Source organism: Mongoliitalea lutea (genome assembly GCF_014652135.1).
Lineage (GTDB): Bacteria > Bacteroidota > Bacteroidia > Cytophagales > Cyclobacteriaceae > Mongoliitalea > Mongoliitalea lutea.
Window position 1 is genome coordinate 103,395 of record NZ_BMYF01000013.1, and the last position, 25,993, is coordinate 129,387.

At 40.8% G+C, this 25,993-nt stretch carries 23 protein-coding genes and 1 pseudogene; 16 read left to right on the forward strand and 8 right to left on the reverse strand.

The window, feature by feature from the left end; genetic code table 11:
• Positions 1-43: 43 nt before the first annotated feature.
• A pseudogene (locus IE080_RS19790) lies at positions 44-136 on the reverse strand (hypothetical protein); the annotation flags it as partial.
• Positions 137-1,093: 957 nt separating this feature from the next.
• Here IE080_RS19790 and IE080_RS11645 point away from each other — a divergent pair.
• The 4 genes from IE080_RS11645 (at position 1,094) to IE080_RS11660 (ending at position 7,850) form a co-directional block, all read left to right on the forward strand.
• A complete protein-coding gene (locus IE080_RS11645; protein ID WP_189582482.1) occupies positions 1,094-2,314 on the forward strand; it encodes a metallophosphoesterase family protein in 1,221 nt (406 codons plus the stop codon).
• A gap of 145 nt (positions 2,315-2,459) precedes the next feature.
• Positions 2,460-5,489, forward strand: a complete 3,030-nt coding sequence (locus IE080_RS11650) for an SbcC/MukB-like Walker B domain-containing protein (RefSeq protein ID WP_189582485.1) — start codon at positions 2,460-2,462, stop codon at positions 5,487-5,489.
• Positions 5,490-5,528: 39 nt separating this feature from the next.
• A complete protein-coding gene (locus IE080_RS11655) occupies positions 5,529-6,944 on the forward strand; it encodes an ArnT family glycosyltransferase (RefSeq protein ID WP_189582487.1) in 1,416 nt (471 codons plus the stop codon).
• A gap of 294 nt (positions 6,945-7,238) precedes the next feature.
• Positions 7,239-7,850, forward strand: a complete 612-nt coding sequence (locus IE080_RS11660) for a Uma2 family endonuclease (RefSeq protein WP_189582490.1) — start codon at positions 7,239-7,241, stop codon at positions 7,848-7,850.
• On the opposite strand, the gene IE080_RS11665 is transcribed toward IE080_RS11660, so the two are convergent.
• Positions 7,840-9,174, reverse strand: coding sequence for a metal-dependent hydrolase family protein (locus IE080_RS11665; protein WP_189582493.1), 1,335 nt, complete (start codon positions 9,172-9,174; stop codon positions 7,840-7,842). The genes IE080_RS11660 and IE080_RS11665 overlap by 11 nt on opposite strands.
• A gap of 130 nt (positions 9,175-9,304) precedes the next feature.
• Here IE080_RS11665 and IE080_RS11670 point away from each other — a divergent pair, with 130 nt between their 5' ends.
• On the forward strand, positions 9,305-10,072 hold the full coding sequence (locus IE080_RS11670; RefSeq protein WP_189582496.1) for a TspO-related membrane protein: 768 nt from the start codon (positions 9,305-9,307) through the stop codon (positions 10,070-10,072).
• A gap of 4 nt (positions 10,073-10,076) precedes the next feature.
• Here IE080_RS11670 and IE080_RS11675 read toward each other — a convergent pair whose 3' ends face one another.
• From IE080_RS11675 to IE080_RS11690, 4 genes are all read right to left on the reverse strand, one after another.
• Positions 10,077-10,907 carry an alpha/beta hydrolase gene (locus IE080_RS11675; RefSeq protein WP_189582499.1) on the reverse strand — a complete coding sequence of 277 codons (831 nt, stop codon included), beginning with the start codon at positions 10,905-10,907 and terminating at the stop codon, positions 10,077-10,079.
• Between the two features lie 44 nt (positions 10,908-10,951).
• Positions 10,952-11,347: a group III truncated hemoglobin gene (locus tag IE080_RS11680; protein ID WP_189582502.1), complete on the reverse strand. Its 396-nt coding sequence runs from the start codon at positions 11,345-11,347 to the stop codon at positions 10,952-10,954.
• Between the two features lie 9 nt (positions 11,348-11,356).
• Positions 11,357-12,604 carry an alkaline phosphatase family protein gene (locus IE080_RS11685; RefSeq protein ID WP_189582505.1) on the reverse strand — a complete coding sequence of 416 codons (1,248 nt, stop codon included), beginning with the start codon at positions 12,602-12,604 and terminating at the stop codon, positions 11,357-11,359.
• Between the two features lie 154 nt (positions 12,605-12,758).
• Complete coding sequence (locus IE080_RS11690; RefSeq protein WP_229800607.1) at positions 12,759-13,781, reverse strand: zinc dependent phospholipase C family protein; 1,023 nt, start codon at positions 13,779-13,781, stop codon at positions 12,759-12,761.
• Between the two features lie 388 nt (positions 13,782-14,169).
• On the opposite strand from IE080_RS11690, the gene rpsT reads away from it, so the two are divergent.
• The 9 genes from rpsT to IE080_RS11735 all read left to right on the forward strand — a co-directional run bounded on the left by rpsT (position 14,170) and on the right by IE080_RS11735 (position 21,704).
• A complete protein-coding gene (gene rpsT / locus IE080_RS11695; RefSeq protein WP_189582508.1) occupies positions 14,170-14,424 on the forward strand; it encodes a 30S ribosomal protein S20 in 255 nt (84 codons plus the stop codon).
• Positions 14,425-14,539: 115 nt separating this feature from the next.
• Complete coding sequence (gene radC / locus IE080_RS11700; protein WP_189582511.1) at positions 14,540-15,238, forward strand: RadC family protein; 699 nt, start codon at positions 14,540-14,542, stop codon at positions 15,236-15,238.
• A 3-nt stretch (positions 15,239-15,241) separates the two neighbouring features.
• Positions 15,242-15,862: a DUF1684 domain-containing protein gene (locus IE080_RS11705; protein WP_189582514.1), complete on the forward strand. Its 621-nt coding sequence runs from the start codon at positions 15,242-15,244 to the stop codon at positions 15,860-15,862.
• 119 nt (positions 15,863-15,981) lie between these two features.
• Positions 15,982-18,393, forward strand: a complete 2,412-nt coding sequence (gene pheT / locus IE080_RS11710) for a phenylalanine--tRNA ligase subunit beta (protein ID WP_189582517.1) — start codon at positions 15,982-15,984, stop codon at positions 18,391-18,393.
• A 1-nt stretch (position 18,394) separates the two neighbouring features.
• Entirely contained in the window at positions 18,395-18,679 is a 285-nt protein-coding gene (locus IE080_RS11715) for a hypothetical protein (RefSeq protein ID WP_189582520.1), read from the forward strand.
• 1 nt (position 18,680) lies between these two features.
• Positions 18,681-18,965, forward strand: coding sequence for a cell division protein ZapA (locus IE080_RS11720; RefSeq protein ID WP_189582523.1), 285 nt, complete (start codon positions 18,681-18,683; stop codon positions 18,963-18,965).
• A 69-nt stretch (positions 18,966-19,034) separates the two neighbouring features.
• The gene (gene rny, locus IE080_RS11725) at positions 19,035-20,603 is read left to right on the forward strand and encodes a ribonuclease Y (protein WP_189582526.1); all 1,569 of its coding nucleotides are present in this window, start codon (positions 19,035-19,037) and stop codon (positions 20,601-20,603) included.
• A 179-nt stretch (positions 20,604-20,782) separates the two neighbouring features.
• The gene (locus tag IE080_RS11730; RefSeq protein WP_189582529.1) at positions 20,783-21,244 is read left to right on the forward strand and encodes an Xre family toxin-antitoxin system antitoxin; all 462 of its coding nucleotides are present in this window, start codon (positions 20,783-20,785) and stop codon (positions 21,242-21,244) included.
• 4 nt (positions 21,245-21,248) lie between these two features.
• On the forward strand, positions 21,249-21,704 hold the full coding sequence (locus IE080_RS11735; protein WP_189582531.1) for an RES family NAD+ phosphorylase: 456 nt from the start codon (positions 21,249-21,251) through the stop codon (positions 21,702-21,704).
• Positions 21,705-21,718: 14 nt separating this feature from the next.
• Here IE080_RS11735 and IE080_RS11740 read toward each other — a convergent pair whose 3' ends face one another.
• Together IE080_RS11740 and IE080_RS11745 are read right to left on the reverse strand one after the other, a co-directional pair.
• Positions 21,719-23,353, reverse strand: coding sequence for a transcriptional regulator (locus tag IE080_RS11740; RefSeq protein ID WP_189582534.1), 1,635 nt, complete (start codon positions 23,351-23,353; stop codon positions 21,719-21,721).
• Entirely contained in the window at positions 23,350-23,757 is a 408-nt protein-coding gene (locus tag IE080_RS11745; RefSeq protein ID WP_189582536.1) for an EVE domain-containing protein, read from the reverse strand. The genes IE080_RS11740 and IE080_RS11745 overlap by 4 nt, the downstream gene beginning before the upstream one ends.
• 150 nt (positions 23,758-23,907) lie before the next feature.
• Here IE080_RS11745 and IE080_RS11750 point away from each other — a divergent pair, with 150 nt between their 5' ends.
• Positions 23,908-25,569 (forward strand): helix-hairpin-helix domain-containing protein, encoded by a 1,662-nt coding sequence (locus tag IE080_RS11750; RefSeq protein ID WP_229800609.1) that lies wholly within the window; start codon positions 23,908-23,910, stop codon positions 25,567-25,569.
• The gene (locus IE080_RS11755; RefSeq protein WP_189582542.1) at positions 25,566-25,853 is read left to right on the forward strand and encodes a hypothetical protein; all 288 of its coding nucleotides are present in this window, start codon (positions 25,566-25,568) and stop codon (positions 25,851-25,853) included. The genes IE080_RS11750 and IE080_RS11755 overlap by 4 nt, the downstream gene beginning before the upstream one ends.
• Positions 25,854-25,993 lie beyond the last annotated feature (140 nt).

Below are 25,993 nucleotides of genomic sequence, written 5' to 3' on the forward strand. Positions count from 1 at the left end.
GATGGTAACTGCTCGCTCCCATATTGCTGTACTGCGAAAGGATCGGCTGGATGTTTATCTTGTCCACGACAGTGCTGACTACACGGACGGGATGCTCTGATGGCAGAAGATCACCCAAATTATGGGGAAGGAGCATCAACTGGTTGTGATCATAGTCTTTAAAGACTATATTTAGGTCTTGTTTTTCCACACCTCAAAATAACAATTTTGAGTTAAACAAGAAAAAGGCTACCCGAGAATTCAGGTAGCCTTTCAATTTATTTAATTAGAGACTTATGAAACAGCCTCTTTTTTCTTGAAAATCCTCTTTCATTCATACCCCTAATTCAAACAACTCAGCTGGCTAGAGCGTCCCGACGGCTGTCGGGAAGGTCATCGGTTCGAATCCGTTATCCTCCACCAATAGGCTTGCAGAAATGCAGGCCTTTTTTATTTTTAGATTAAAGAGATGCACGAAGTATTTTTTAGTGAAAGTAAATGACCTCATGGGATATAATCTCAACTCTTGTTATTTTAAAATAAACAATGAAATTACTGAAGTGACCAAATAAAGTTTTTTCAAATCCAATCGAAAAATTTTAAATTTATATGACAAAACAATTAGAATTATTTTCAAGGATTTAATTAAGTATCTTAAGCCCATGAAAAAAGAATCCCAACTTGTTCTAACTAAACTCGAGTTTTTTCTAGCGGTGATTTTTTTCCTTTTAGTGTACAACGGAGGGAAACATTTCCTTCAGGGTGTATTGAATCCTTTTTTAATGAATTAAAATAACCTATTTACTCGGCTGTTAATTGTTTAATCACAGAGTAATAGCTAGAGGGCACATGCACTGAGTTAGTTTTTTAGACACAAACACTCTTATTCAAAACTAAATTTTGACAGTATAATGGAATTACTCCTACTTTGAGTTAATAAACTTACTGAATTTCTGCACTTTCTCCAGTTAACATTTTCACAAAGTAGCGAACCAATGATTTTTTTAAGACTTTGAGCCTTGGTGGTAATTATTTCAAACCCCAAACTCCCTTTCCATTTCCATCTTTTTCTTAGTACATTCAAATTTTCGTACCTCAAAGCAGTAATGTTCGAATGAAAATACTTCACACAGCAGATTGGCACTTAGGCAAGAGACTCCAAGAGTACTCCCGATTGGAAGAACAAAAAGAAGTGCTACGGGAAATCGTGGATATTGCCGAAGCCCAAGAAGTTGACCTGGTCCTGCTGGCAGGGGATATTTTTGACAGCTTCAATCCCAATCATGAAGCTGTCGAACTGCTCTACAAAACCCTCAGAAGACTTTCCAATAATGGGAAACGCCCAATCATAGCTATTTCCGGCAATCATGATTCCACCCAATTCATAGAAGCTCCTGACCCTTTGGCGCGAGAGTTAGGAATTATCTTTTACAGTCGCTACGACAGCACCATTCCAACAGGTACTTTGGAAAGTGGGATTCAAATTACACAGAGTGAATCCAGCTTCATAGAACTCAAACTTCCCGCATACGACTTTCCTATTCGAATTTTGCTTGCTCCTTATGCCAATGAACTTCTGCTCAAAACCTATCTAGGGGATGGGGACCGAGAAGAGGAGTTTAGGGAATTGATGGGTAAACGTTGGACTGCTTTGGCAGATAAATACTGTGATAATAAGGGAGTCAATCTTTTGATTGGGCATTTCTTTTTTATGAAAGAAGGAGAAAAGCCCGAAGCAGAACCCGAGTCCGAACGTCCAATCCTCCATGTGGGAGGTACGCAAGCTTTGTTCACACATTTAATCCCTCCCCAGATACAGTATGTAGCCTTGGGACACTTGCACCGCTACCACGCAGTGGCAAAAGAGCCTTGCCCAATGGTGTATTCCTCTTCTCCACTCTCCTACTCCTTTAGCGAAGCCGCTCAGGAAAAGCAGGTGGTCATCATAGAGGCCATTCCGGGAAAACCAGTCCAGTACAAACCCGTTGGCCTAAGCAAAGGAAAACCGCTTTACCGTGAAACGTTTGATTCGCTTGAATCAGCCTTGGCTTGGCTGGAGGCGAATCCTCACTGCTACGTAGAGTTAACCTATATCACGGAACAAGCCATTGATGCCTCCACCAGAAAAGCCTTGATGAAAGCTCACGAAGGCATCGTCAACTTGATTCCTCAAATCAAAAATCCCATCGGCCAAGAATCCCTCAGCCTCAAAGTAGAAGATCTGGAAAAAGATATGCTCAGCCTCTTCCAACTCTACTACAAAAGCGAAAGAGGCCTAGAACCGAATGGAGAAATTTTGGATTTATTTAAGGAAGTGATTAGTAAGGAAGAATAGATATGAAAAGATATTGATGGATATTCATAGATATTAGATATTGAAGTCCAATCGATAGTTAGGACCGCTCCTCAATATCTTACTATCACAATATCCCAATATCAGGCAATGCATTTCAACAGATTTTTAAACTCAAGACAATAATATGATCCCTCTCAAACTAGAAATAGAAGGTTTATACTCATACAAGGAAAAACAAGTTGTGGACTTTACCCAGCTTACGGCTGCTGGATTATTTGGGATTTTTGGTGCAGTGGGTAGTGGCAAGTCTTCCATCTTGGAGGCTATCTTATTAGCGCTCTACGGAAGTACGGAGCGTTTATCCGACAGAGGAGAGAAAAATAGCATGCTCAACCTGCAATCCGAAGCGGTCAAAATCATTTTCGAATTTCGCTCAGGAAAAAACAATGCACATACCTATCGCTCCCTTTATTCAGCCAAACGCAATCCAAAAAAATTTGAAGAAGTAAAACCTGCGGAGCATACCTTCTACCAATGGGAAGAAGCTGTTTGGACTCCAATAGACAAAAGTGCTGAAGAGATTTTGGGAATGAAAAAGGAGCACTTCAAGCAAACTGTGATTATCCCTCAAGGGAAATTCCGGGAGTTTATCGATTTGACCCCAGGCCCTCGTGCGGACATGATGAAGGAACTCTTTGGACTTGAGCGCTTTGATTTAGCAGCGAAGACAGGAAGCTTGCTTCGGACCACCAAAGATGAAAAGATCCGATTGGAGACCCAATTGGCTGGTTTGGAGGATGTGAATGAGGCCACCTTGAGCAGTAAAAAATCCCAAGCCCAACAACTAGCTCTCGAAGTAGAACACAAGCGGGAAGCATTGAAGCTTCAAGGGCAGTTAGTAAAATCACAAGAAGGTTTACAAGGAAAATACCATGAACTTCAGGGTTTCCTCAAAGAATGGAAGCTTTTGGAAGAAAAGAAACCTGCTATTCAGGAAAAGAAAACCATTTGGAAGGAGTTTTTAAAAGCCAAAACTTACCTTAAACCCGTTTGGGAACAGATTCAGGAAAAGAAACTGGATTTAGAGAAAGCCAAGGTCAGTGCCGAAAACTGCCGAAGATTTCGGGAAACTTATATGCAAGAACTGCAAGAATTGGAGGAAGAAGAACAACAGCTTCGCAAAAAAGCAGAACTTAAACCCGAGCGGGAGGCCAAAATCCGGGATTTGAGAAAGGTGATTGATATCCAAGTGATCACAGAAGAGGTGAATGCAGCCAATGCCATCACTGATAAACTCCTCCCAACTATCGCCCAAGAAAAAGAGGAGCTTCAAAAGCTAACTGATCAACTGAAGGAGCTAGAGCAACAATTGGAAGAACTACCAATGGTAGATACGAATGCCCTTGCTGACTGGAAAAGTCAAGCCACAAGCTTGCAACGCATGGAGGAACAGCTTCTAAAGTTGAATGTTGAACAGCAGAAGCTTATCCAAATAATTAATAACCTAAAAGCCTCCATAGCAACGATCAATCAACAAGTTCCTCCTTCTGAAGCTAGCTTTTTAAGCTGGATGGAAACTCAAAAAAAATCTATTCCGGCACTTGAAGCACAAAAAGAAAAACTGATCCAAAAAGCAGGTTTAGCAGCGCATATCCATTTATTACATGATGGAGAACCTTGTCCACTATGTGGTTCCTTGGAGCATCCACAAGCATTGGAAGGGGAACCATCTGAGGAAATACAAGCAATTACACAAAGCATGGAGCAGGCCCAAAAGGGGATGGAGCGAATCCGTTCACTTCAAGAGACGGTCAAACAAGAGGAAATTCGTCTGGAGGGACAGTTGCAGCAGCAGTCAAGTCTAGCAAGCAACATTCAGCAGATAAAAGAAGAACAAGCAGGCGTTTGGGAAAAGCTGAATGCCCAAGGAATAGCATCTCTGGAAAATTTGAATCATGCTATCCAACAAGCGGAGCAAACTAGTATTTCCAAAACAGCGCTGGAAAAAAACATCAAAGCAAAGCGACAAGCCTGGGATCAGCTCCAAAAAAGAGTCATTGAGCAAGAAGAAAAGTTGCGAGCCGCCCAGCAAGCCTTGATTGCCTTACAAAGTAAGCAACAGGCTAAGCGGGAAGAGATTCAAGATATCGCTTTTTGTCAAGCATTCTTTGAAAAAACGCCTGCCAGCATTGTAGTGACCATCCAAAAAGTACAAAAAGATATCGACGAAACAGCCTCCTTGCTGGAAGGAAAGGTGAAAGTAATCCAGGACACCAAGACCAAGCAAGCCACCAACCTTTCCAGTTTGCAGCATCAGGAGGAAGCAATCGTCGCAACAAGCTCGCGCATCGAACAGCTGGAGCAGGAATTCAAGCAACTGATGGTCACCCATGGTTTTGAAAGTGAGGAACAGTTGATTGCGCTATTCCATCATTCCTTGGATGCAGATAAAGTCGATGCAGAAATCCGGCAATTTGAAGACAGAAGTTTGCTCGTAAATAGTAAAATCAAAGAATTAGAAGCAGAAGAAGGAGTTGTAAACTTTAGCCAAGAGGGATTTGAAAGCTTGAAACAGCAAGTTCAGGTTCACAAAGAAGCTTTTGATGCGCTTACCAAAGACTTCACCCTGCTGGATAAAGAAATTATTACCCTCGAAAAGCAATTGCAAGAAAAAACCCAGTTGCTGCAAGTCTTTTCTCAAGTTGAAAACAGAGAATCCAATCTCAAGGAGTTAGAGAAATTATTCAAGGGCAGTGGATTTGTGAAGTATGTGAGTTCCATCTACCTGAAAGAACTCTGTAACACTGCCAACATCCGCTTCATGAAGTTGACCAAAAACAGTCTCAGTTTGGAAATTGACGACAACAATACCTTTTGGGTAGTAGATTACCTCAATGGAGGCAAAAGACGCTTGCTCAAAACCCTCTCTGGTGGACAAACCTTCCAAGCTTCATTGTGTTTGGCTTTAGCTTTGGCAGAAAAAGTAAAAGCCCTGAATCAAGCCGATCAATCCTTCTTCTTCTTAGATGAAGGTTTCGGAGCCTTAGACAAAAACTCCCTCCGCGCAGTCTTTGAAACACTAAAGTCTCTCCGCCACGAAAACCGCATCGTCGGTATCATCTCCCATGTAGAAGAACTCCAACAAGAGATAGGTGTTTATGCGAAGGTAGAACTGGATACAGAGAAAGGAAGTGTGGTAGGGTATTCTTACTAGTGAAAAATGATATATTTGAATTGTGAAAATTTGATTTAGATGAAACATATAAATATTAACTACTTTTACATATCATTTATCTTATTAGTTATTTGGCACTTTTTAACACTTCCAATTTCACCTTTGCCATGGTTTGATGAAGTTTACTTTGCAGACATGACCAATTCTTTATCAGTCTCAAAAAATTTAGCATTCACTCTAGCTCCACAGTTCTTTTCGGGCAATCAACTATCATACGGGCCAATCTATTTTATTTTACAATATATACCCGCCCAAGTTTTGGGACTAAACCCTACTACTTTTAGATTGTTAAATCTAATTTCAGGATTATTGATAGTATGGCTATCTCATCGTTTCTTAAAGTTTAACCCCTTAATTCTTATTTTATTTTTATTAAGCCCTTTATTCATCCAAAATTCTCATAGTGGTCGAATGGATTTATTAAGTGTTTTATTTTGCTTGGTTGGGTATTTCCCGTTTTTTCAAGGAAAAGCACTTAATCTTAAAAGTTCAATTTGGGTTTCTTTTTGGTTTTCTATTGCCGTGCTAACAACCCCTCGGGTTGCCTTTTTATTTCCAGGGGTGTATGTATATTTTCTAAAAAATATTTCACAAAACCCAAGAAAAAAAATTGAACTAATATTTTACAGTTTTTTACCATTTGCATGTGTAATTGGCAGTTTTCTCTCTTGGAGTTTTTTCACAACAGGTTCTTCTCTTTATGTAATTCAAGAAATCATTTCTGATTCATCTACTTCAGAACATGTCGGAGTTTCATTTATTCGAGGTCACCTTGAGGATATCCTAAGCTTACTCTTGATTATTGCATTAATTTTAAGTGTCGTAAAAAAAAATGTAACAGCAAAATTATTCGTTGCATTAGTAAATTATTTGTTTTTTTCTCTTTTTGTAAAAGAGATTGGTCCATATGGAGCTATGGTAGTACCATTTATTCTAATTGGAATAAATTCAAGTTTTCTAGAAAGCAAAATAATCAGGATTGGTGTGCTAGGCTGTATAGCTGTTTTCTTAAGTGTTTTCTTTTTGAAAAATCTAGTCATATTTAGCTCTTATGACCAAAGAAACACCAAAGGCATCAATAACTTCGTCCAATCTTCTTTAGAGTCCAATAAAGTTGTCATTGCTCCTTTCGTATTTTATTATTCTCTGGTCAAAAATAATAACCAATTGGTTTCATTCGAAGTATCAAAACTCCCTGAAGATGAAACAGTTTTCAAAATTTTGGAGCAAAACCCTTCCTATTTACTAGTTGCTCCTAAAGACACTCTTTCTAGTATCGTAAATAAACTGATCATTGAAGGAGACTTTATTTTTTCCAAAAGTTATAGTCCCCAACAGGGATTTTCAATTTCTTCTATTCCAATCATAGGCAATAGGTTGATAGTTACAGAAGGCTATAATGCGGTTTTATTTGAAAGAAAAGAATCAAAATAAATTTGATATCTTAGTTTATACGCCAGCTGCAGAGGAACACAAGAATACTCGGCAATTGACACTAATTTACTGGAAAACATAACATTAACCCTCCATTTGTGGCGTTTATTCCTTTTATGACGTTCCCGTAACATAAAAAGACTCAAATTATATTGGATTACAATCCTACCCCTACTGGTCAACAGTTGCGCCGAATCCCCATCTCCCTTAAGACAGGGTACCGCTGAGATTGTCATCAATATACCAACAAGAGGATTCTATAATTTTTTAACTCATTTTCAGTAACTTCACACAATGGAGCAGGATAAAGAAATTTCAAAAACCAATGAGCCAATCAGTGAATATGGCAAATCCTCTTATGCTGATTACTTAACATGGCAGATGGAGGAAATGGTGGAATTGATCAAAGGAAAAGTATTTAAGCATGCAGCTGCTCCTAGAGTTAATCATCAAAGGGCAGTTGGCAAAATTTTTATTACACTTTCAAACTTTCTCAATTCAAGAACTTGCGAGGCGTTTGTGGCACCTTTTGATGTACGTCTTCCGGTAAAATCTAGAAAAAATGAGGACATCGATACAGTAGTGCAGCCCGATATTTGCGTAGTATGCGACCCTTCCAAGATTGATGAATTGGGTTGTGTGGGCGCTCCAGACCTGATAGTCGAAGTTTTATCCCCTGGAAACAACCAAAAGGAATTGAAGCACAAATATGATGTCTATCAAGAAGCTGGTGTATTGGAATACTGGATTGTACAACCAGTAGAATGTACCTTGATGATATACACGCTGGTAAACGGGCAATATCAAGCTTCTAAGTTATTGACCATGGGTGACATTGCCCATTCACAAGCTGTGAAGGGATTTGAACTGGATTTAAGCTCTGTATTTGAAAATATCAATCCATAATATACTTATACAGATTGCCATCTTTCATAATCACTTTAAATTTCTCGGTAGGATTGGCAATTATCGACAAATCCGCCAAAGGATCCCCATCTACCAAAATCACATCTGCCAAAGCTCCTACTTCTATTACCCCCAATTTGCCTGGATAAGGACTTCGCAAACCTGATAATTGAAGCAATTGAGCGTTATCATGGGTGACCATTTTCAATATTTCGGCATTGCTAAACCATTGTTGAAGTTTAAGTATATAGGCATTTTGCTGCTCATTCAATTCAGGTTCAAACAAGAAATCCGTGCCCCAAGCAATTTTTAACTTCATCTTTTTTGCCATAGGCCATAGCTTTGATTGCCCTTCAATAACAGGCCTACGCTTTTCTAATCGAAGTTGGTCCATTTCGGGCGTACTTTCTACTAAATTTTGGGTACTCAACCAAACTCCTTTTCTTTTTACCAATCTCAAGGTCTTAGCATCCAGTAATTGCCCATGCTCCACACATTTTACCCCCGCTTTAATAGCTCTCTGCACAGCTCTGGGCGTGTAGGCATGAACCATGACATACGTGCCCCAATCTTCAGCTGCCTCCACAGCTGCACGCATCTCATCAAAAGTATACTGCGTCACATCTACCGGATCATAGGCAGAAGATGTCCCTCCTCCGGCCATTAACTTGATTTGACTAGCACCAAATCTTAGATTTTCCCTCACCGCAGTCAATACTTCATCCCTTCCATCTGCTATAAATGTGGCATTGAAGCGTTCGGCACGGGAAGGTTCGCCGAAGAATTTACGGGATCGCTCCTCAGGCGTTCTAAAATCTCCATGACCCGCAGTTTGGGATATCGTAGCTCCTGATGGCCACACCCGAGGACCATTGATCTTATCCGTGTCGATCCCCATCTTTAATGGGAAAATCGGACCACCGGCATCCCTGACCGAGGTAAAGCCACGCATCAACATTTTCTCAGCATTGACGGCTACCTTTTCCATCATCATTCCCTCTGAAAACATGGGCGACATCATTTCTCTCATAGTCAAGGCTCCAAAAGTCAGATGCACATGCACATCTATTAATCCTGGCATCAGCGTCTTCCCATCAGCTATAATCTTCATTGCATCGGTTATATCGGTAATGGGCACAGCGCTGATACGCTCGATTTTATTACCCACTACCAAGACATGGAGTGGGCCTGAAAGCCTATTGGACTGCCCGTCAAATACACGCACATTTTCAAAAATAGTCGCTTGCTGCACTTGAGCAAGCAAAGAAAACCAAGAAAATAGCATCATGAGCACCAAGGTTGCTCTCAAAAGATAAAAATTCATAACAAAGAGTTCTATTGATTGAATACCCAATATAGAAACTCCTGCTTAGTTTAATATAACATCCAAGTGGAATTATTCGAAACAGCTTTCAAGACATTTTTCTTATATTTCAAAAAACTATTTTAAACTTATGAAAAATCAAGTTCTGCTAGTAGCCAATCTCCTAAGCTTTGGTCTCACTATTTTTATGAATTACCTCTTTTCCACTGGATTTGACGGAAGAAAAAGCGTGGGAGAAATCAGTGCAATTTACAGTGTAGACATTACACCTGCAGGATTCACATTTGCAATTTGGGGATTGATCTATCTGGGGCTAAGCATTCTTTGTATTCAGCTTATCATAGAAGCTATACGGTCCAAAGGGCAGAATATATCAGAGAAGCTAGGTGCATGGTTTATCCTAAGCAATATCTTCAATGCTGCTTGGATTTACTTTTGGACCTCTGAAATGATTTTTGTTTCCGTACTGATCATCATTGCCTTACTCATTAGTTTAGTCACACTTACCATCCGAACTTCCTCTTTGAATACAAATCCCTTTTTTAGTCTAAACTTTTTCAGCCAAACAAGCCTGCGGATCTATACGGGTTGGGTAATTGCTGCAACAGTTCTCAATATCAGTATTTGGATAAGCACATTTAACTTATCCTTTTTAGACTACGCTGTGGTCTCCGTGGGAATTTTATTAATAGCAGCAACAATCTATGTGCTGATGGGACTCAAATTTGAAAGTATGGCTATTCCTTTGGTGGCATCATGGGCATTTTGGGGAATTGGAAACAATAGTGGGGATGTTCCTACTGTCTCACTTACAGCAAACATCATTTCAGGTGCATTCGTACCCATAAGCTTGGCTATCCTATGGAGGGCAAAAAAGAAATCAGCTCCTAACCCTTAGAATCTCACTCCCCCATAAACTTTAAAATCTCCCGATAGACTTTGTTAGGTGTATAAATAAACTGGACAATCATCCCTTTATGCTTTTTCCGTGGTTGAAAAATATACTTGGGATTAGGCTCAAATGACTTGTGAGCCTCCATAAAACGTTCCGTAGTAAGGGTGTTACCTGGAAGTGTACGACCACCAAGCATAATTAGCAATGGAGGGTCTTCGACATCTAGGTGGTAGATAGGCGAGGTTTCTTCCCAAACTTCAGGTGAGTCCGTAAATGGAATATTGTAGGATGTACCCGGTTCATAATTCATCTGCTCCAAAAACCACTTCATGTCCAAACCGGCGGCATCAATCAGCACCGCGCCTTGGATAGGGTTAGATACCCCCAATTGATCAAAATACTTGTTATTTACCGCTATCAAACTGGCTAAATGTCCACCGGCAGAATGTCCAGATACAAAAATACGATCTTTGCTTCCCCCGTATTCCTCAATGGATTCATGCATCCAATTAACTGCCTGAGCTGATGCCAAGGCCATAGACTGCACTTGATATTCAGGACTCAAGGGATAATCCATAATGACTGTGACTACTCCTTTTTTCGCAAAACGAGTTCCTAGAAAATTATAAATCTCTTTGTCCCCAGAATCCCAACTCCCTCCATGAATGAATAATAAGACAGGTGCATCTTTCGATTTTTTAGGCTTAAACACGTTAAGTTTTTTCTCGGGAAGCGAATCTGATGCTGTTAAGTAGGTAATGTCTTTGAAGCGCTCCACCCGCTTAAGAGAACAAGCAGATAAAGCAACAATCAGAAAAATAAGCGTGAGTTTTTGCATCAGTTGAAATGGGTTTTCCTATCAACCCTTTTGAATGAAAATTGTTAGTCTTGAGCCCTGCCTTCCATTATTCTAAAAAATAAAATTTGGGCCATCCTTCCGGCGTGTTCTTTGGCGTAATCTGCCACCTCTCCTTCAAAATAAGTATCTACTGTACCAAACCATAAGCCCAGCCAATGCTCGAAATGCGCTTGTTCGAGTTGGCGATTAAAAGTTCTATCCACTTCTTTATGAACGGGAACAGGGCTAAACTTGCCAGCCCCAGGTCCCGACTGTAGCAAGACCATCTCCCAAAAGTCTCCCAATCGTTCCAAATGTGTTGGCCAATCATGAACAATCCTATTAAATATTCTTCCGAGGGTTGCGTCTTCCCGCACTTGGGCATAAAAGCTATTCACCAAAAACTGAACATCTTCCCGAGTTGAAAGCTGTCTTTTCATACGTTTGGATTATTTTGATTGAAGAACAGGCTTTAAAACCTCCGAGTTCCCATCAATATAATCCGGCACCTCCAATCCTAACAACATACAGATCAAAGGGTACACATGAACATTATCAAAAGCTGGAATGGATAAACCCTCTTGTATCATTGGTCCTGCCGCATAAAATATCCCGTGCATTTCTTGGTATTCCGGGCTATACCCATGCTCACCAAAAACATCCGTTTTAAACATAGCAGAACGATTCTGATAACTCATCATCCCTGATGGAGTGGTCAGGTAATAGCCCAATTCAGGCAGGATTAGAATATCACCAATGCGCTCTTGATACAAATCAAGAGTTTTGTAGTACTCCCGATTTTCTACCTTCACCGCCTTGAAAGGAGCTTCTTGGGCATTCAACTGCTTTAACACTGCATCAACTTCCGCTGGATTTTCCAAATACACATGAGCTAGCGCTCCATTGTTCACTACCCTGCCGTTGATACCCTCAGTAATATCATCCAAGTTTACCAATTGGTTTTTTGGAACGTCTGCCATCCCATGATCTGACACAATAATTACATTGACATCAAAATCAAAACTTTTGATTCCTTCCAATAATGCTCCTAATTCCCGGTCGAGTTTCTCTAAGCGCTTCCCAACCTCCACATCATTACTCGGGCCATAGCGATGTCCGAAATCGTCCATATCAGAAAAATACATGGTGATCAAGCGTGGCCTTTCATCTTCCGGAAGATTTAACCACTCAAAAACCTTAGCAATTCTCGTCAGATTCGGCACATTCCCATCGTAATTGAAATAATGGGTTGGTCTAATACCTTGTACAGGAGCTTCCGATCCAACGAAAAAGTAAGAAGCTGTTGTCAATCCGTTCTTTTCTGCATGCACCCAAATCGGAGTCCCTCCATACCAATAGCCATCCTCTACAATGCTACGATCCCGAATATTATATACTTGGTCTTTATAAGGGTCATAAAAAGAATTATCCACCAAGCCATGATTTTCCGGGCGCATCCCTGTAGCGATGCTGTAATGATTGGGAAAAGTTTTGGTCGGAAAAGAGGGTATCAATGCTTCCGCAGCAGTTCCCGAGGCTATGAACTTACTCAGGTTTTCGGGTTGAAAACGCTCCACGTAATCATATCGAAAGCCATCGAGAGAAATTAAAATGACATGTTGATTATTTTGCGCAATGCACTTAAAAAACAAACCATTCAAAAAAAGTACCAACAACACGATTTTTATTTTTTCCATAATTCACTCATTTATTGCAAAGATAGTATTCAAAAAATTAAAAGTTGAACCAAACTAATCCCAATGAATTTTTGAAAATTAATATCAATTAATTTTCAAACTTTTTCCCATTTATTTCATCCATCTATCTCAAATAATCTCTCCTATCCCAATATCAACCAATATCCTCTCTACCTTTCCGCCAATTCAGCGCATTCAGCGAGAGCACAAGCCCTTCATGCTCCCTCACAGGCAGTGGGTCTTTGGTGTCAAACTTTTCCTCAGGCAACTGTTCTTTGATGTCCAATAAATCTCCCAGAACCGGCTGACCTGCATCAATCCATGCTGTGTACCAAAAATCTGCCACCAGTTTGATGGCTGCCCGCATTTGCCGCTCAACCTGACCGTCTAACAATTCGTGATACGCTAAAGTAAATGGACGGGAATGTAAACGGGTATTGATACCTCCCCTTTCCTCGTAGGTAAACTTTTTATCCTTGTCAAAGCGAGCGGTAAGCTCCCGTTCAAATCGAAGGACTGAATCCAAAGCAGCATGAGCTCCCTCAACTGCGGACCAAATCGCGAGCTGTGGTCTTTCTATATACATCGCCTGCCCGACAAAAAAATCATACTCATCTACCAAAAGCTCAGGAATCCTACTTTCCCAAAACGCATGAATCCCATGTTGATTGGTCAATTGCCCATTATAATTCTGTGTGGTATGCAGGGGTACATGCATATCCGCGATGTAATGCCCTAAATCCGCGGCAAGTCGTAGAATGGCTTTTTTATCTTTTTTCAAAAAAGCATTGGTCAATTGGAGCTTAACATGATACACGTTCCAAGGGCCTATGCCATGTGCTCTAAGGTGAGATTCCTCATACACTTCCAAAGCTTGATGCCAATAACGAGGAAGTTTATAAAGTGCACTATCTCCATAAGCCTCCACATCAATGTAATGTTTTTCGGCCTCCCCAAGCACCGCATACCTTCTCCTATCGGGATTGATCGCATTATCGGTAATATAATCAATGTGGTACTTGAAAAACCCGAACATCTCCGGTGGCAAGGAAAATACGGCCTGTCTATTAATTCTCCTATGCGCAAAAAAGCCCCATGCATAACATTCCCCTACACTCACTAACAATAACACCAATAGTATTACTTGGATCAACTTTCTTTTCCAACGATCGCTCATAGACAGGCAGTACCAACGTTAAACCATCAAATAAAACATGCTTAAAGCTACGTGAATACACAAGAGATTCCATGAAATGGGCACAAGTTAAACGTTTAATTAATCGACTAATTTTCAAACCCTTTCTACTTTTCCTTTGCAAACTCAAGGTCATACGGCCAAAATCGTGGAAATACGGCATGAATTTTAAATTTTATGAGAGAAGGTTGTTTGAATCCTTTGAAAAACACTACCTTTGCAGCATTCGGCGGGAATACTAGAATCACATATGATTTTCATACTCAACAAGGTTTTGTTTGAAAATCCCTTTGCAGTTAAAAATATTTGTATTAGTTTTGCACTCCGTTTAGAATTGGGGTGTATCAAAAGAATTTAAGTAAATAAAGATATGGCAAATCATAAATCCGCACTTAAGAGAATCCGTGCAAACGAAGCCAAGCGATTGAGAAACAGATATCAGCACAAAACGACTCGTACGTTTATCAAAAGGCTGAAAAATGTAACTGATAAAGCTGAGGCTCAGGAGTTATTGAAAACAGTAACATCCATGATTGACAAACTTGCTAAGAAGAACATCATTCATAGGAACAATGCATCTAACAAGAAGTCTAAGTTGACTAAGATGGTTAATGCATTAGCCTAATATAAACTTAAACGTTTAAATTGCCCTGTCAGCGATGTCAGGGCTTTTTTATTTTTAGTCCAGTTTATACTTTTATCCAATAGTTTTTTGATTTATTATCAAAACCACTTGGACTATGGAAGCATTCAACTCGATCAAAATCTCACTTTTAGCAGAAGATGACCGTCCACGGGAAAAATTATTGCTTCGTGGCAAAGCACATTTGTCCGATGCAGAACTTTTGGCCATTCTAATTGGGTCAGGCACCAGATCTCTGAGTGCCGTAGACTTAGCCAAACACATCCTCAAGCACTGTAATTACGACCTATCTGAATTGGCAAAAAAATCTATCACGGATCTTAAAAAATTCAAAGGCATTGGAGAAGCAAAAGCCATCACCATCGTGTCCGCGCTAGAACTTGGCAGAAGGCGGAAATTGATAACAGAACAATCCAAGCGTTTCAAAATCTCCTCCTCTTCAGATGTATGGCAATTGATGAAGCCAGATTTGCTAGATGAACCCGTGGAGCACTTTTATGTCCTGTACTTGAACCGTAATAATTATGTCATAAAAAAACAGCTGATCAGCTCGGGGGGCACCACCGGCACTGTAGCAGATCCCAAAATCATCTTCAAATATGCTTTGGAATGCACCGCTAATGGAATGATTTTGGTCCACAACCACCCATCAGGCAATGTTAAACCTTCTGAACAGGATCGTCGTTTGACACAGAAACTGGTTGATGTTGGCAAAAATCTGGAAGTATCCGTACTCGATCACCTGATATTCACAGATGTTGCCTATTTTAGCTTCGCCGATGAAGGATTAATGTAACTCATGACAACTCGAACGATCATTACAATTGGGGTATTGGCGGTTATCGCTATAGCATTTGTATACATGTTGAAATTTGTTTCCAATGACGATGTTTACGTTGAAAACATTGAACGAGAGCGAGACAAACAGTACAAATATCTTCGATTCAATGCTGAATCTCCACTTACGGAAGACCAAAAAAAGGCTTTGGGTGAATTGGACTTCTTCCCAATCGACCCCTCCTATCGTATCCGTGCCAAAATGGTCCCTGTAGAAGACCGTAAAATGTTGGAAATCCCTATGACTGATGGCAGTGTGGAAAAGTACCTCAAGCACTCCTATGCGGAGTTTCAGATTCAGGGTCAACAAGTACGGCTTTTACTTTTACAAGCCTCACGAGAGACGGATAAGAGGAATTTCTTCCTTGCCTTTGCAGATGCCACAAGTGGAGAAAGCACCTATGGCGCAGGTCGCTACCTCAACTTAAAGCAGGATGGTAAAAACAGCATCACCATAGATTTCAACTTGGCTTATAATCCGTATTGTGCATACAATCCTGAATATGCCTGTCCACTGCCCCCGCGGGAAAATATCTTGGAAATAGCCATCGAGGCCGGGGAAAAGGATTATGTGAAAGGCTAGATACTCCGGTATTCAACCTTTCTACCCTTCTGCTTTCAAATTCTACACTTTTTCGGCTCAAGGCTTCCTGCCTACAGCTTTTATCTTAAATTTGTGCATCATTTTGAAAAGCAGAACAAATGAAAATTTCATATAATAGACTCAAAACCTACATAGCCATTCAAGAAAGTCCTGAGGAAATCGGAGCTTTGCTTACAGGTAGTGGACTGGAAGTTGAAGGAATTGAGCAATTTGAATCCATCAAGGGCGGCCTAAAAGGTGTAGTCATAGGAGAAGTACTGACTTGTGAAAGACATCCCAATGCGGACAAATTGAGCTTGACGACTGTTGACATCGGCTCGGATGTAGTGCCCATTGTGTGTGGCGCTCCCAATGTAGCGAAAGGACAAAAAGTAATTGTTGCTACAGAAGGCAGTATGCTTTACCCAGTTACGGGTGAACCTTTCGAAATTAAAAAAGCCAAAATCCGTGGGGAGGTATCTCAAGGAATGATTTGCGCCGAAGATGAAATCGGCATCGGAGAAAGCCACGCTGGCATCATGGTGTTGGATACAGATTTACCTAATGGAACACCTGCTGCTGAATATTTCAATATTGTCAATGATTTTGTATTTGAAATAGGCTTAACCCCCAATAGAGCTGATGCTGCCTCCCACCTAGGTGTTGCACGTGACCTCAGAGCACTTTTAAGAAGAGAAATCTGCATGCATTCCGTGGATGGTTTCAAGCATGACAACGAATCACGCATCATTCCTGTAGAAGTAGCAGACGCAGCTGATTGTCCTCGCTATGCAGGTTTGACAATTTCTAATGTAAAAGTTGGACCTTCGCCGGAGTGGTTACAAAACTACCTGAAGGCATTGGATCTAGACCCGATCAATAATATCGTTGATATCACCAATTTCATTTTACATGATCTGGGACAGCCTTTGCATGCCTTTGATGCGGATAAAATTCAAGGAGGCAAAATTATCGTCCAAAAACTGGCAAAAGACACTCCATTCGTCACCTTAGACGAGAAAGAACGCAAACTATCCGGTGAGGAATTGATGATCTGTGATGAGCAAGGCGGTTTGTGTATTGCCGGGGTATTTGGGGGGAAAGGTTCGGGAGTATCTGAACAAACAAGAAGTATTTTCTTAGAGTCTGCTTATTTTTCTCCGGACATCATCCGTAAAGGCTCTCAATTCCACGGTCTGAAAACAGATGCTTCTTTCCGCTTTGAGCGCGGTACTGACCCTAATATGCCTGTGTATGCATTGAAGAGAGCTGCAATGCTAATCAAGGAGATTGCAGGTGGGGAAATTTCTTCACCGGTTATTGATTTGTATCCACAGGCCGTTGAGGACCGCGTCATTGAGGTAAGCTATGCCAACATTGACCGCCTGATTGGGAAAAAACTTGAAAAATCGACCATCAAGGAGATTTTGGAATCCCTGGAAATTTCCTACATCGGAGAAACAGAGAAAAACATTACGGTAAAGGTAAAGCCATATCGAGTGGATGTAACTAGAGAGGCTGATGTCATCGAAGAGATTTTAAGGATCTATGGATTTGACAATGTGGAGTTGAGCGAAAACCTACAATCAGACTACCTAGCTGAGCATCCAAGCAAAGACCTCAATAAACTCCAACTACGCTTAAGTGAATTATTGGCTTCGAGAGGTTTTCACGAAATCATCACCAATTCCTTGACCAAGCCTGTATATGCAGAGAAGTCAGGATTCTTAAATCCAGCTCACAATGTTGAAATTCTCAATAAACTGAGCGAAGACCTTGGGGTGATGCGGCAGACTTTGTTGTTTTCAGGTTTGGAAGTATTGGCACATAATATCAATCGTAGACAAAAGGACTTAAAAGTATTTGAATTCGGTACGGTGTATGCGAAAACATCCGAAGGCTATGCTGAGGGAAGAAAAATTGCCCTTTTCATGACCGGAGACAAAGCGGCAGAGACCTGGCTGGAACCTTCCAAAAAATTGAGCTTTACAGATTTGTATGCAGCAGTAGAGCTTTTGCTGGAAAAATTAGGCATCAGCAATGCTAGCACGGCTATCGTTCACGAAGCCCCATTTGACTATGCCCTAGAATTGAAACTAGGGGAAAAAATATTGGGAACGGCAGGTTTGGTCCAGGAATCCTTGACCAAATTAGCTGAAGTAAAACAAGAGGTTTGGTACGCAGAATTGGATTGGGATTTATTGGGTAAAAAAGCCAGTGGGCTTAAAAAATTCCAAGAAATTTCTAGATTCCCCGAAGTAAGAAGAGACCTTTCTTTGGTAATTGACCGTGAGGTTTCCTACGATCAAATCAAAAAGGTAGCTTTGAAAGCCGGAGGAAAGTTATTGCAGCGCATGGGTGCCTTTGATGTGTATCAGGGGGACAAAATCGAGGCAGGTAAAAAGGCCTATGCATTGAGCTTTTACTTACAGGATACAGAGCAAACTTTGACAGATAAAGTAATTGAAAAGACCATGTCCCGCTTAATTCAAAGTTTTGAAAACGAAGTAGGAGCATACATCCGAAAATAATATGATTCACGAATCACTCCAACGTACCGAGAAACTCGTACAGCAGCTGGGAAAGAAACTTCAGCAAGCTCAAAAAGACAATGAGACCTTGCAGTCTGAGTTAGTTTCGTTGAGAAATCAACTGGAAGCGAAAGAACGTACGTTGGAGGATTTTAAAAATCAAATTAAAATCGCTAAACTTGTAAACAGCATACCGGTAGAGGACTTAGAGTCTGCCGAATTGAGAGAAAAGATCAATAATTATATACAGGAAATTGACAATATAATCGCCTATTTGTCTGAGTGATATGGAAACACTTTCAATAAGAATCAAGATCGGGGATCGAGAGTACCCCATGAAGGTGAAAGCAGAGGATGAAGCAAAAATCAGACATGCAGGCAAGTTGATTAACGATAAAATCAAAAGATACCGCGATGAGTTTGGCTTGGATGACAGGCAGGATTTGTTGGCCATGGTGGCATTTGACGCAGTAGTTGAGTCCATGGAGCAAAACCTCATCAATAGTGAAGACAGTGAATTGATAAAATCCAACGTAGAACGCATCAATCAACAGCTCGAAACTCTTTTATAATTATCGTACCAATCTCAGTTGGTAGCTTTTTAAGCTCTTCATGGTAGCGTAATAAACTATATATTACCTATGGGAGCAACCGTTTTATTTATTATCCTAGCAGGCGTCATTGGCCTTGCCGTAGGAGCTGGATTAGCCAGTGTACTTGTAAAAAACAATAGCAAGAAAATCGAAGATGAAGCACGGGATAAAGCCAAAAGCATTGTCCGTGAAGCAGAAATCAATGCAGAAGCATTGAAAAAGGACCGTATATTAGAAGCCAAAGAAAAGTATCTAAAGCTGAAATCGGAGTTTGAAGATGAGATGAACAAAAAGAAAAACATCATCATCACCAACGAAAACAAAATCAAGCAAAGAGAGCAAGTTCTTTCAAAAGAATTGGAGCAAATTAAGCGAAAAGAAGCTGAATTGGATTCCAAAAAAGAAAATCTACAGGCTCAATTGCATGCAGTTCAAGTAAAAAAAGAAGAATTAGACCGCGTGACCAATCAGCGTATCGCTGACTTGGAAAAAATCGCTGGACTAACCAAAGAAGAGGCTAAAGAGCAATTGGTGGAAATGTTGAAAGATGAAGCACAGACCAAAGCTTCTTCCCACATCAAAGACATCTTGGACAATGCGAAGCTCACAGCAACCAAGCAGGCTAAGAAGATTGTATTGGATACTATTCAGCGGACTGCTACCGAGCACGCCATTGAAAACTGTGTGTCCGTATTCAACATTGAATCAGATGACATCAAAGGTAAAATTATCGGTAGAGAGGGTAGAAATATCCGTGCTTTGGAAGCCGCTACGGGTGTTGAAATCATCGTAGATGATACGCCTGAGGCCATCATCATTTCCGGTTTTGATCCTGTAAGAAGAGAAGTTGCAAGACTTTCCCTGCATCGCTTGGTACAGGATGGGCGTATTCACCCTGCTCGTATCGAAGAGGTAGTTCAAAAGACCGAGAAAAACATCGAAGAAGAAATTGTCGAGATCGGTGAACGAACCTGTATAGAATTGGGCATCCATGGCCTGCATCCGGAGCTTATCAAGATGGTAGGCCGTATGAGGTTCCGTTCTTCTTATGGTCAAAACTTGTTGCATCACTCTAAAGAAGTAGCCCGCCTGTGTGCTACCATGGCAGCTGAAATGGGCTTGAATGCCAAGTTGGCAAAAAGAGCAGGTCTCTTACACGATATTGGAAAAGTGTATCCAGAAGAAGCAGAGCTACCTCACGCAATCTTGGGTATGGAGTTGGCCAAAAAGTATAAGGAGCACCCAGAAGTTTGTAATGCTATCGGAGCTCACCACGATGAGATCGAGATGACCACCATGATCTCACCTATAGTACAAGCATGTGATGCTGTATCAGGCTCCAGACCGGGTGCGAGAAGAGAAATCATGGATAGCTACATCAAGCGACTCAAAGAATTGGAAAACCTTGCTTTGAGTTTTGATGGAGTCAACAAGTGCTTCGCTATGCAAGCAGGTAGAGAGTTGCGTGTCATGGTAGATGCAGACAATGTAGATGATCAGACAGCAAGCAAACTATCCTTCGATATTTCCCAAAAGATCGAAAAGGAAATGCAGTATCCTGGCCAAATCAAGATTACTGTCATTCGGGAAATGAGAGCAGTAAGCTACGCCAAATAATTAATCCTAGTCTGATATACAAATCCCCAAGCAATCCTGTTTGGGGATTTTTGCATTAATATGGTCTTCACAAAATTCACAATAAAGTTTAAACAGTCAGTATTAAAAAAAATCACCTATACGAAATGATTTTTTGGACAAATTACGTTATATTAGAAGACAATTTACCGATTAGTGTTATGGCCAAAAAATCTTCAAAAGTTAGCGAGCCTGCAATAGCTTCTTATGGCAAAGCGGTGTTCTCGATTGACTCCATTCTTAATATGGACAGTGGCTTTTTTGATGAGCCATTGACTCGGGTTGACACTTTTAGAGATGGACTCCGCAAGGAATCTTTCGAAAGTCTCAAAGCGATAGCAGGATTAGATTACAATACCTTGGCAGGGGCATTGGGCATTTCTGCCAAGACCATACAGCGCAAAGAAGTATTTGACACCATCCAATCAGAAAAGATGTTTGAGTTGGCTGAGCTATATGCTATGGGCATCTCTTATTTTGGCTTAGAAGGTTTCCGTAGATGGATGGAGCGCCCACTTTTTTCTATTGGTAATCGCAAGCCATTGGATTTGATAGATGTATCCGAGGGCTTGGACATCTTAAAGTCTGAGATCATGCGCTTGCAGCATGGTATTGCTGTATAAGTTGATGAAAGCTTATAGAATTGCGCTGACAACTTATGCTGATACGAGTGGTGAAGGCGCCAAACGCTATGGAGGCAGATGGAATTTACCCGGTACTCCTGCCCTGTATGCAGGTGCTAGCCTTTCCGTAGCATTAGTGGAAAGACTGACCATTGATCCGGAGCTTTTCTCTTCGGAACGACACATCCTTTACACAATCATCGAATTTGATTTACCGAGCGAACACATTTACATACCAAACATTGACGAATTACCTATCGGTTGGAATAGCCTCCCGGCAACTCAGGTATCGATGAATTTTGGCAATAAACTTTTGATGGAAGGGAGATTGGGCTTTGCTGTTCCTTCCATTGTAGACCCCACTTCCCTTAATCTTGTCATTAACCCACTAGCTGAGTTATTTCCTTCCCTAGCAATCAAATTGTATCCACTCAATTTGGATAGGCGAATTATTCGGTAACATAAGTAAGCCCCTCACTTTACATTCCGTAGCATTCTAGATTGTTGCTCTCCCTTAAAAAGCTCTCCATCCACTTTGAGTTTGGTCACGAAGAAAACATCCCGAGTGGCTTCCTTCATATTTTCATCCATAAAACGGACCTTTTGCTTACCCGAAAGCAGAAAGAAATCATCGTACCAATAACGGAGCTCTAAGGACTCTTCTTTTGTTTCCCGAATCCGGGCATTTTCATCCATCAGTTGAATCTCAAACTCCTCATTCAAAAAAATCATTTCTCCATTTTTCAAGTATGTTGCTATAATTTTCACCCCATTCAGGTGAAGAAAATGTAATTTATTTCCGTCGAAGTGTACCTCTCCATATTTACCGGGAATCACGCGGGTATGATTAAACAAATTGATCGCATTATCCCATAATACTCTACCATCCCGATGAATATAGATCATGTAAGCTGCATGATACCTGTATTCGGTAGGAGTCATTGCATTCATCGTGCGGAAGCCTGGATTCCGCACACCCCAAGGCCCTCCCATGAAATTCGGATCATAAAACATCCGTTGATTTGCATTCACTTGGGGAGAATACATCCCATCACGTGCTGCATACCGAGGGTTATTGATGGTAAGGTTTTCGGTATATATCAAAAAACCCTCAGGTGTTGGAATAATCTCCCGAAGCGTAAAAACAGGACGAATGGTAGGTATTTTCCCTTTTTCAATGATTTTTTCAATCGCTCTGATCTTTTTTAACTCTTGCTTTTCGGTGAGATATGCATAATAATTGGGGAAGTCCTCCATGGTATACTTTTTCATTTCATACTCCCCAAATTGATTGATTTCAGAGATGTACAAGCCTCGGTAAGCTTCTCTCCTTCGTAGGCCAAAAGTTCCCAGCATGTGCTGTTGATAATCTTGAATCCCAGTAAGCACCCCCTCTACCAATTCATTTTCCCGATCTTCGGAATCCTGCATCAATATATCCCGCATCTTGTTGCCCTGATTATCAAAACTCAATAAGGTGAGTTGCTTTTCTTTGAAGCGATTACGCTTGGACACCAAGATATCTAGCAGACCTAATTCCGAGTCTTTTCTCACCTGCAAAATCTTACTGTCACGGAAATATATTCCCTCCAAGGTAAAAATACTCCCATCTTCCAACCGAAAAAGTTGCACTGCTGGCCTATTTTCTATCAAGCCCATCAAAGCCACACTTCCTCCAAAAACCACAAACTCTTGTAGCTCCATCCCCAACAATTTGCTTAAATCAATTTCTTCAGCTTCCTTACTTTCTATATCTATTGCAATTAAATATTTATCCGTGCTAAAAGGAGTTCCTTTTTGAAGTAAGACATAAAATATTCCTCCATCGATATCATAGCCTACCAAATCGTAGCTGTCTTTGAGCAGAACTTCATGAATGGGTTCTGCTTTTAATGATTCATTGGCAACAAAAAACTGTAATTTGGTTTTTAAATTAAAACCGCGCTCTGGCAAGGTCCGAAAACCAATTACCTGATCACCTTCCACCATCAACATAAAATCATTCTCCATGAACTTGACCTCCACCTCATGCCTATTGAGAAAGGTGATTTGCGCATGGCTGATAAAAGCCAAACTAATCAAAATCCATGTGATAAATGTCTTTTTCATTGGGTTTGCACGAGTATATGGTCAAATACTTCTTTTTCCACAGGCATCACAGATAACCTACTCTGTTTGAGCAGAGGTAGACTTGCACAGATAGGGTCTTCCTTGATAGTAGCCAAGGTGAACGGTTTTGTCAATGCTTTAACGCCTTGAAGGCGAACAGCCATCCAACCTTTCCCATCGGCTCCTTTTGGATCAGGAAATGCTTCTTCCACTACTTTGCTGATCCCCACGATTGCCTTTTCTTTTCCGCTATGGTAAAACAACACCAAATCACCCATTTGCATAGATTTGAGGAAGTTACGGGCCTGATAGTTGCGGATTCCATCCCAAATATCATCCTCTTTTCCCATCAAATCCTGAAAGCTATATTCCTCAGGTTCAGATTTTACTAGCCAGTATTGCATAGACAACGATTTTTGAAGTAGGTAAGATACACTATATCGATTTCATTTTAAAACAATAATTGATGACATTTGTCTTACTATATAATCAACCTTTTTCACATTTTGGACCAAAAAACTATCCTTAGACACCTGAAATTGATCATCAAGCTGATGGAATTGCATGATGAGAACAGTTTCAAAATCCGAAGCTACCAGTCCGCAGTCAACACCATTGACCGAGGAGATGTATCTATAGAAGGAAAATCCATTACCGAACTCCAATCCATCCAAGGTATAGGTAAAAGCATTGCCGAGGTAATAGCTTCGTTGGCAGAAACTGGTTCCCACACTACCTTAGACGACTTGCTTCAGCGAACGCCAAAGGGTATTTTAGAGATTTTGGAAATCAAAGGTTTAGGTCCAAAAAAGGTAAAAATCCTGTGGGATGAGTTGAATATTACCTCTACTCATGAACTGATGGAGGCCTGTCAATCAGGACAAGTAGCGAAGGCCAAAGGTTTTGGAGAAAAAACCCAAGAAAGTATTATTCAAGCCTTAGAATTTAAGGCGGCTAATCAAGGAAAATGGCTGTATGCAGATATTGAAGGCAGTGCTGAAGCTTTGTTGGAAGAAGTAAAGGAGAAGCTTGGAGTATCTAAGATTGCCTTTGTGGGGGATTTTGCCCGAAAAATGGAAATCATCGATACCATAGAACTATTGGTTGGTAATGACGAACCTAAAGCAGCACTTCAAACCTTGGACAATCTTGAAAACATTGAAAAGGACCAACAACAATCCAGTCCTTTCAAATGGAGAGGTAAAATCATCGCTCCTGAGGTGTCTCTGATCATCCATTTTTCATCCGCAAATCGATTTATCAGCGAAAAAATGCTCCGATCTGCATCGAAGGCGCATTTACTTTATCCTCTAGAAAACAATGTAACCTTGGCCGAGACGATTCAGGGCAACTCCGAAGTGGACTCTGAGGAAGCGTTCTACACAAAAGTAAACCTGCCCTTTATTCCCGAAGAATTAAGAGATGGTTTTTTTGAGTTTGATATTGCCAAAGATGGACAATTGGATAAACTTCTTACCCTTGCTGATTTGAAAGGTATCTTGCATAATCACTCTACCTATTCGGATGGCAAACATAGCCTTCTCCAAATGGCTGAGCACTGCAAGGCTTTGGGATACGAGTATCTAGGGATTTCCGATCACAGCCGCACAGCTTCCTATGCAGGAGGCTTGGACATTGATCGGGTGCAGCAGCAACATCAGGAAATCGATGCACTCAACAAAGAGTTGGCTCCTTTCAAAATATTCAAAGGAATCGAAAGTGATATTTTATTGGATGGGAGTTTGGATTACCCAACCGAGGTTCTGGCAAGTTTCGACTTTATCGTCTCTTCTATCCATTCTTCCTTGAGCATGGATCAAAAAAAGGCCACGGCCCGTTTATTAAAAGCCATTGAAAACCCTTACACCACCATCCTAGGACATCCTACTGGGAGGTTGTTATTGAGAAGAGAAGGCTACCCTATCGACCATAAGGTCATCATAGATGCCTGTGCGGCCAATGGCGTAGTCATCGAAATCAACTCCCACCCATGGCGCTTGGACTTGGATTGGCGATGGATCCAATACGCCCTAGAAAAGGGGGTCATGCTTTCCATCAATCCTGATGCGCATGAGATGGATGGGTATTTGGATATGAAATATGGGGTCTTGGTAGCACGCAAAGGCGGGCTGACCAAAGAAAAAACCTTCAACACCCTAACGCGTCAGGAAATGGAGCGTTATTTACAGACACGAAAACAACACATCACTCCATGAACTGGAAAGAAAAAGACTCCGGATTACTATTACAGCGCTCCTTCTTATTTGGTATCACAGGTATTGTCATCTGCCTGATTCCTTTGATTAACAAAAACTTCCCCTTTACCAATGTACCCATGGACCCGGTAAATGGAGTAGGAATACTGTTGCAGTTTTTTGGACTTAGCATTGCCGTGATGGTCATGCGTCAGCGCAAAGTAGCCGAAGAACTCCAGGAAAAAGCGAAAAAGATGATATTGGTATTGGCGGTGGCTTTGGTGTTTTTCTTTATGGTGATATAGGAGACGCGGATTGGGGTACAAATGCATTAAAAAAGGGTTCACGCAAAGGTATTATGTTTGAAAAATAGGCATAAGCTAAATTTCGTATATTAAAGGAAGAATTTCAACCTTAACCTTTAAATACAGAACGCTTATGCCAT

Coding starts and splice junctions, on each gene's coding strand:
- rpsT (WP_189582508.1), top strand. CDS start 14,170: ATGGCAAATCATAAATCCGCACTTAAGAGAATCCGTGCAAACGAAGCC.
- IE080_RS11650 (WP_189582485.1), top strand. CDS start 2,460: ATGATCCCTCTCAAACTAGAAATAGAAGGTTTATACTCATACAAGGAA.
- IE080_RS11645 (WP_189582482.1), top strand. CDS start 1,094: ATGAAAATACTTCACACAGCAGATTGGCACTTAGGCAAGAGACTCCAA.
- IE080_RS11715 (WP_189582520.1), top strand. CDS start 18,395: ATGATTCACGAATCACTCCAACGTACCGAGAAACTCGTACAGCAGCTG.
- IE080_RS11665 (WP_189582493.1), bottom strand. CDS start 9,174: ATGAATTTTTATCTTTTGAGAGCAACCTTGGTGCTCATGATGCTATTT.
- radC (WP_189582511.1), top strand. CDS start 14,540: ATGGAAGCATTCAACTCGATCAAAATCTCACTTTTAGCAGAAGATGAC.
- IE080_RS11740 (WP_189582534.1), bottom strand. CDS start 23,353: ATGAAAAAGACATTTATCACATGGATTTTGATTAGTTTGGCTTTTATC.
- IE080_RS11720 (WP_189582523.1), top strand. CDS start 18,681: ATGGAAACACTTTCAATAAGAATCAAGATCGGGGATCGAGAGTACCCC.
- IE080_RS11745 (WP_189582536.1), bottom strand. CDS start 23,757: ATGCAATACTGGCTAGTAAAATCTGAACCTGAGGAATATAGCTTTCAG.
- IE080_RS11755 (WP_189582542.1), top strand. CDS start 25,566: ATGAACTGGAAAGAAAAAGACTCCGGATTACTATTACAGCGCTCCTTC.
- IE080_RS11670 (WP_189582496.1), top strand. CDS start 9,305: ATGAAAAATCAAGTTCTGCTAGTAGCCAATCTCCTAAGCTTTGGTCTC.
- IE080_RS11660 (WP_189582490.1), top strand. CDS start 7,239: ATGGAGCAGGATAAAGAAATTTCAAAAACCAATGAGCCAATCAGTGAA.
- IE080_RS11685 (WP_189582505.1), bottom strand. CDS start 12,604: ATGGAAAAAATAAAAATCGTGTTGTTGGTACTTTTTTTGAATGGTTTG.
- IE080_RS11675 (WP_189582499.1), bottom strand. CDS start 10,907: ATGCAAAAACTCACGCTTATTTTTCTGATTGTTGCTTTATCTGCTTGT.
- IE080_RS11750 (WP_229800609.1), top strand. CDS start 23,908: ATGGAATTGCATGATGAGAACAGTTTCAAAATCCGAAGCTACCAGTCC.
- IE080_RS11680 (WP_189582502.1), bottom strand. CDS start 11,347: ATGAAAAGACAGCTTTCAACTCGGGAAGATGTTCAGTTTTTGGTGAAT.
- pheT (WP_189582517.1), top strand. CDS start 15,982: ATGAAAATTTCATATAATAGACTCAAAACCTACATAGCCATTCAAGAA.
- IE080_RS11690 (WP_229800607.1), bottom strand. CDS start 13,781: ATGAGCGATCGTTGGAAAAGAAAGTTGATCCAAGTAATACTATTGGTG.
- IE080_RS11730 (WP_189582529.1), top strand. CDS start 20,783: ATGGCCAAAAAATCTTCAAAAGTTAGCGAGCCTGCAATAGCTTCTTAT.
- IE080_RS11655 (WP_189582487.1), top strand. CDS start 5,529: ATGAAACATATAAATATTAACTACTTTTACATATCATTTATCTTATTA.
- IE080_RS11705 (WP_189582514.1), top strand. CDS start 15,242: ATGACAACTCGAACGATCATTACAATTGGGGTATTGGCGGTTATCGCT.
- IE080_RS11735 (WP_189582531.1), top strand. CDS start 21,249: ATGAAAGCTTATAGAATTGCGCTGACAACTTATGCTGATACGAGTGGT.
- rny (WP_189582526.1), top strand. CDS start 19,035: ATGGGAGCAACCGTTTTATTTATTATCCTAGCAGGCGTCATTGGCCTT.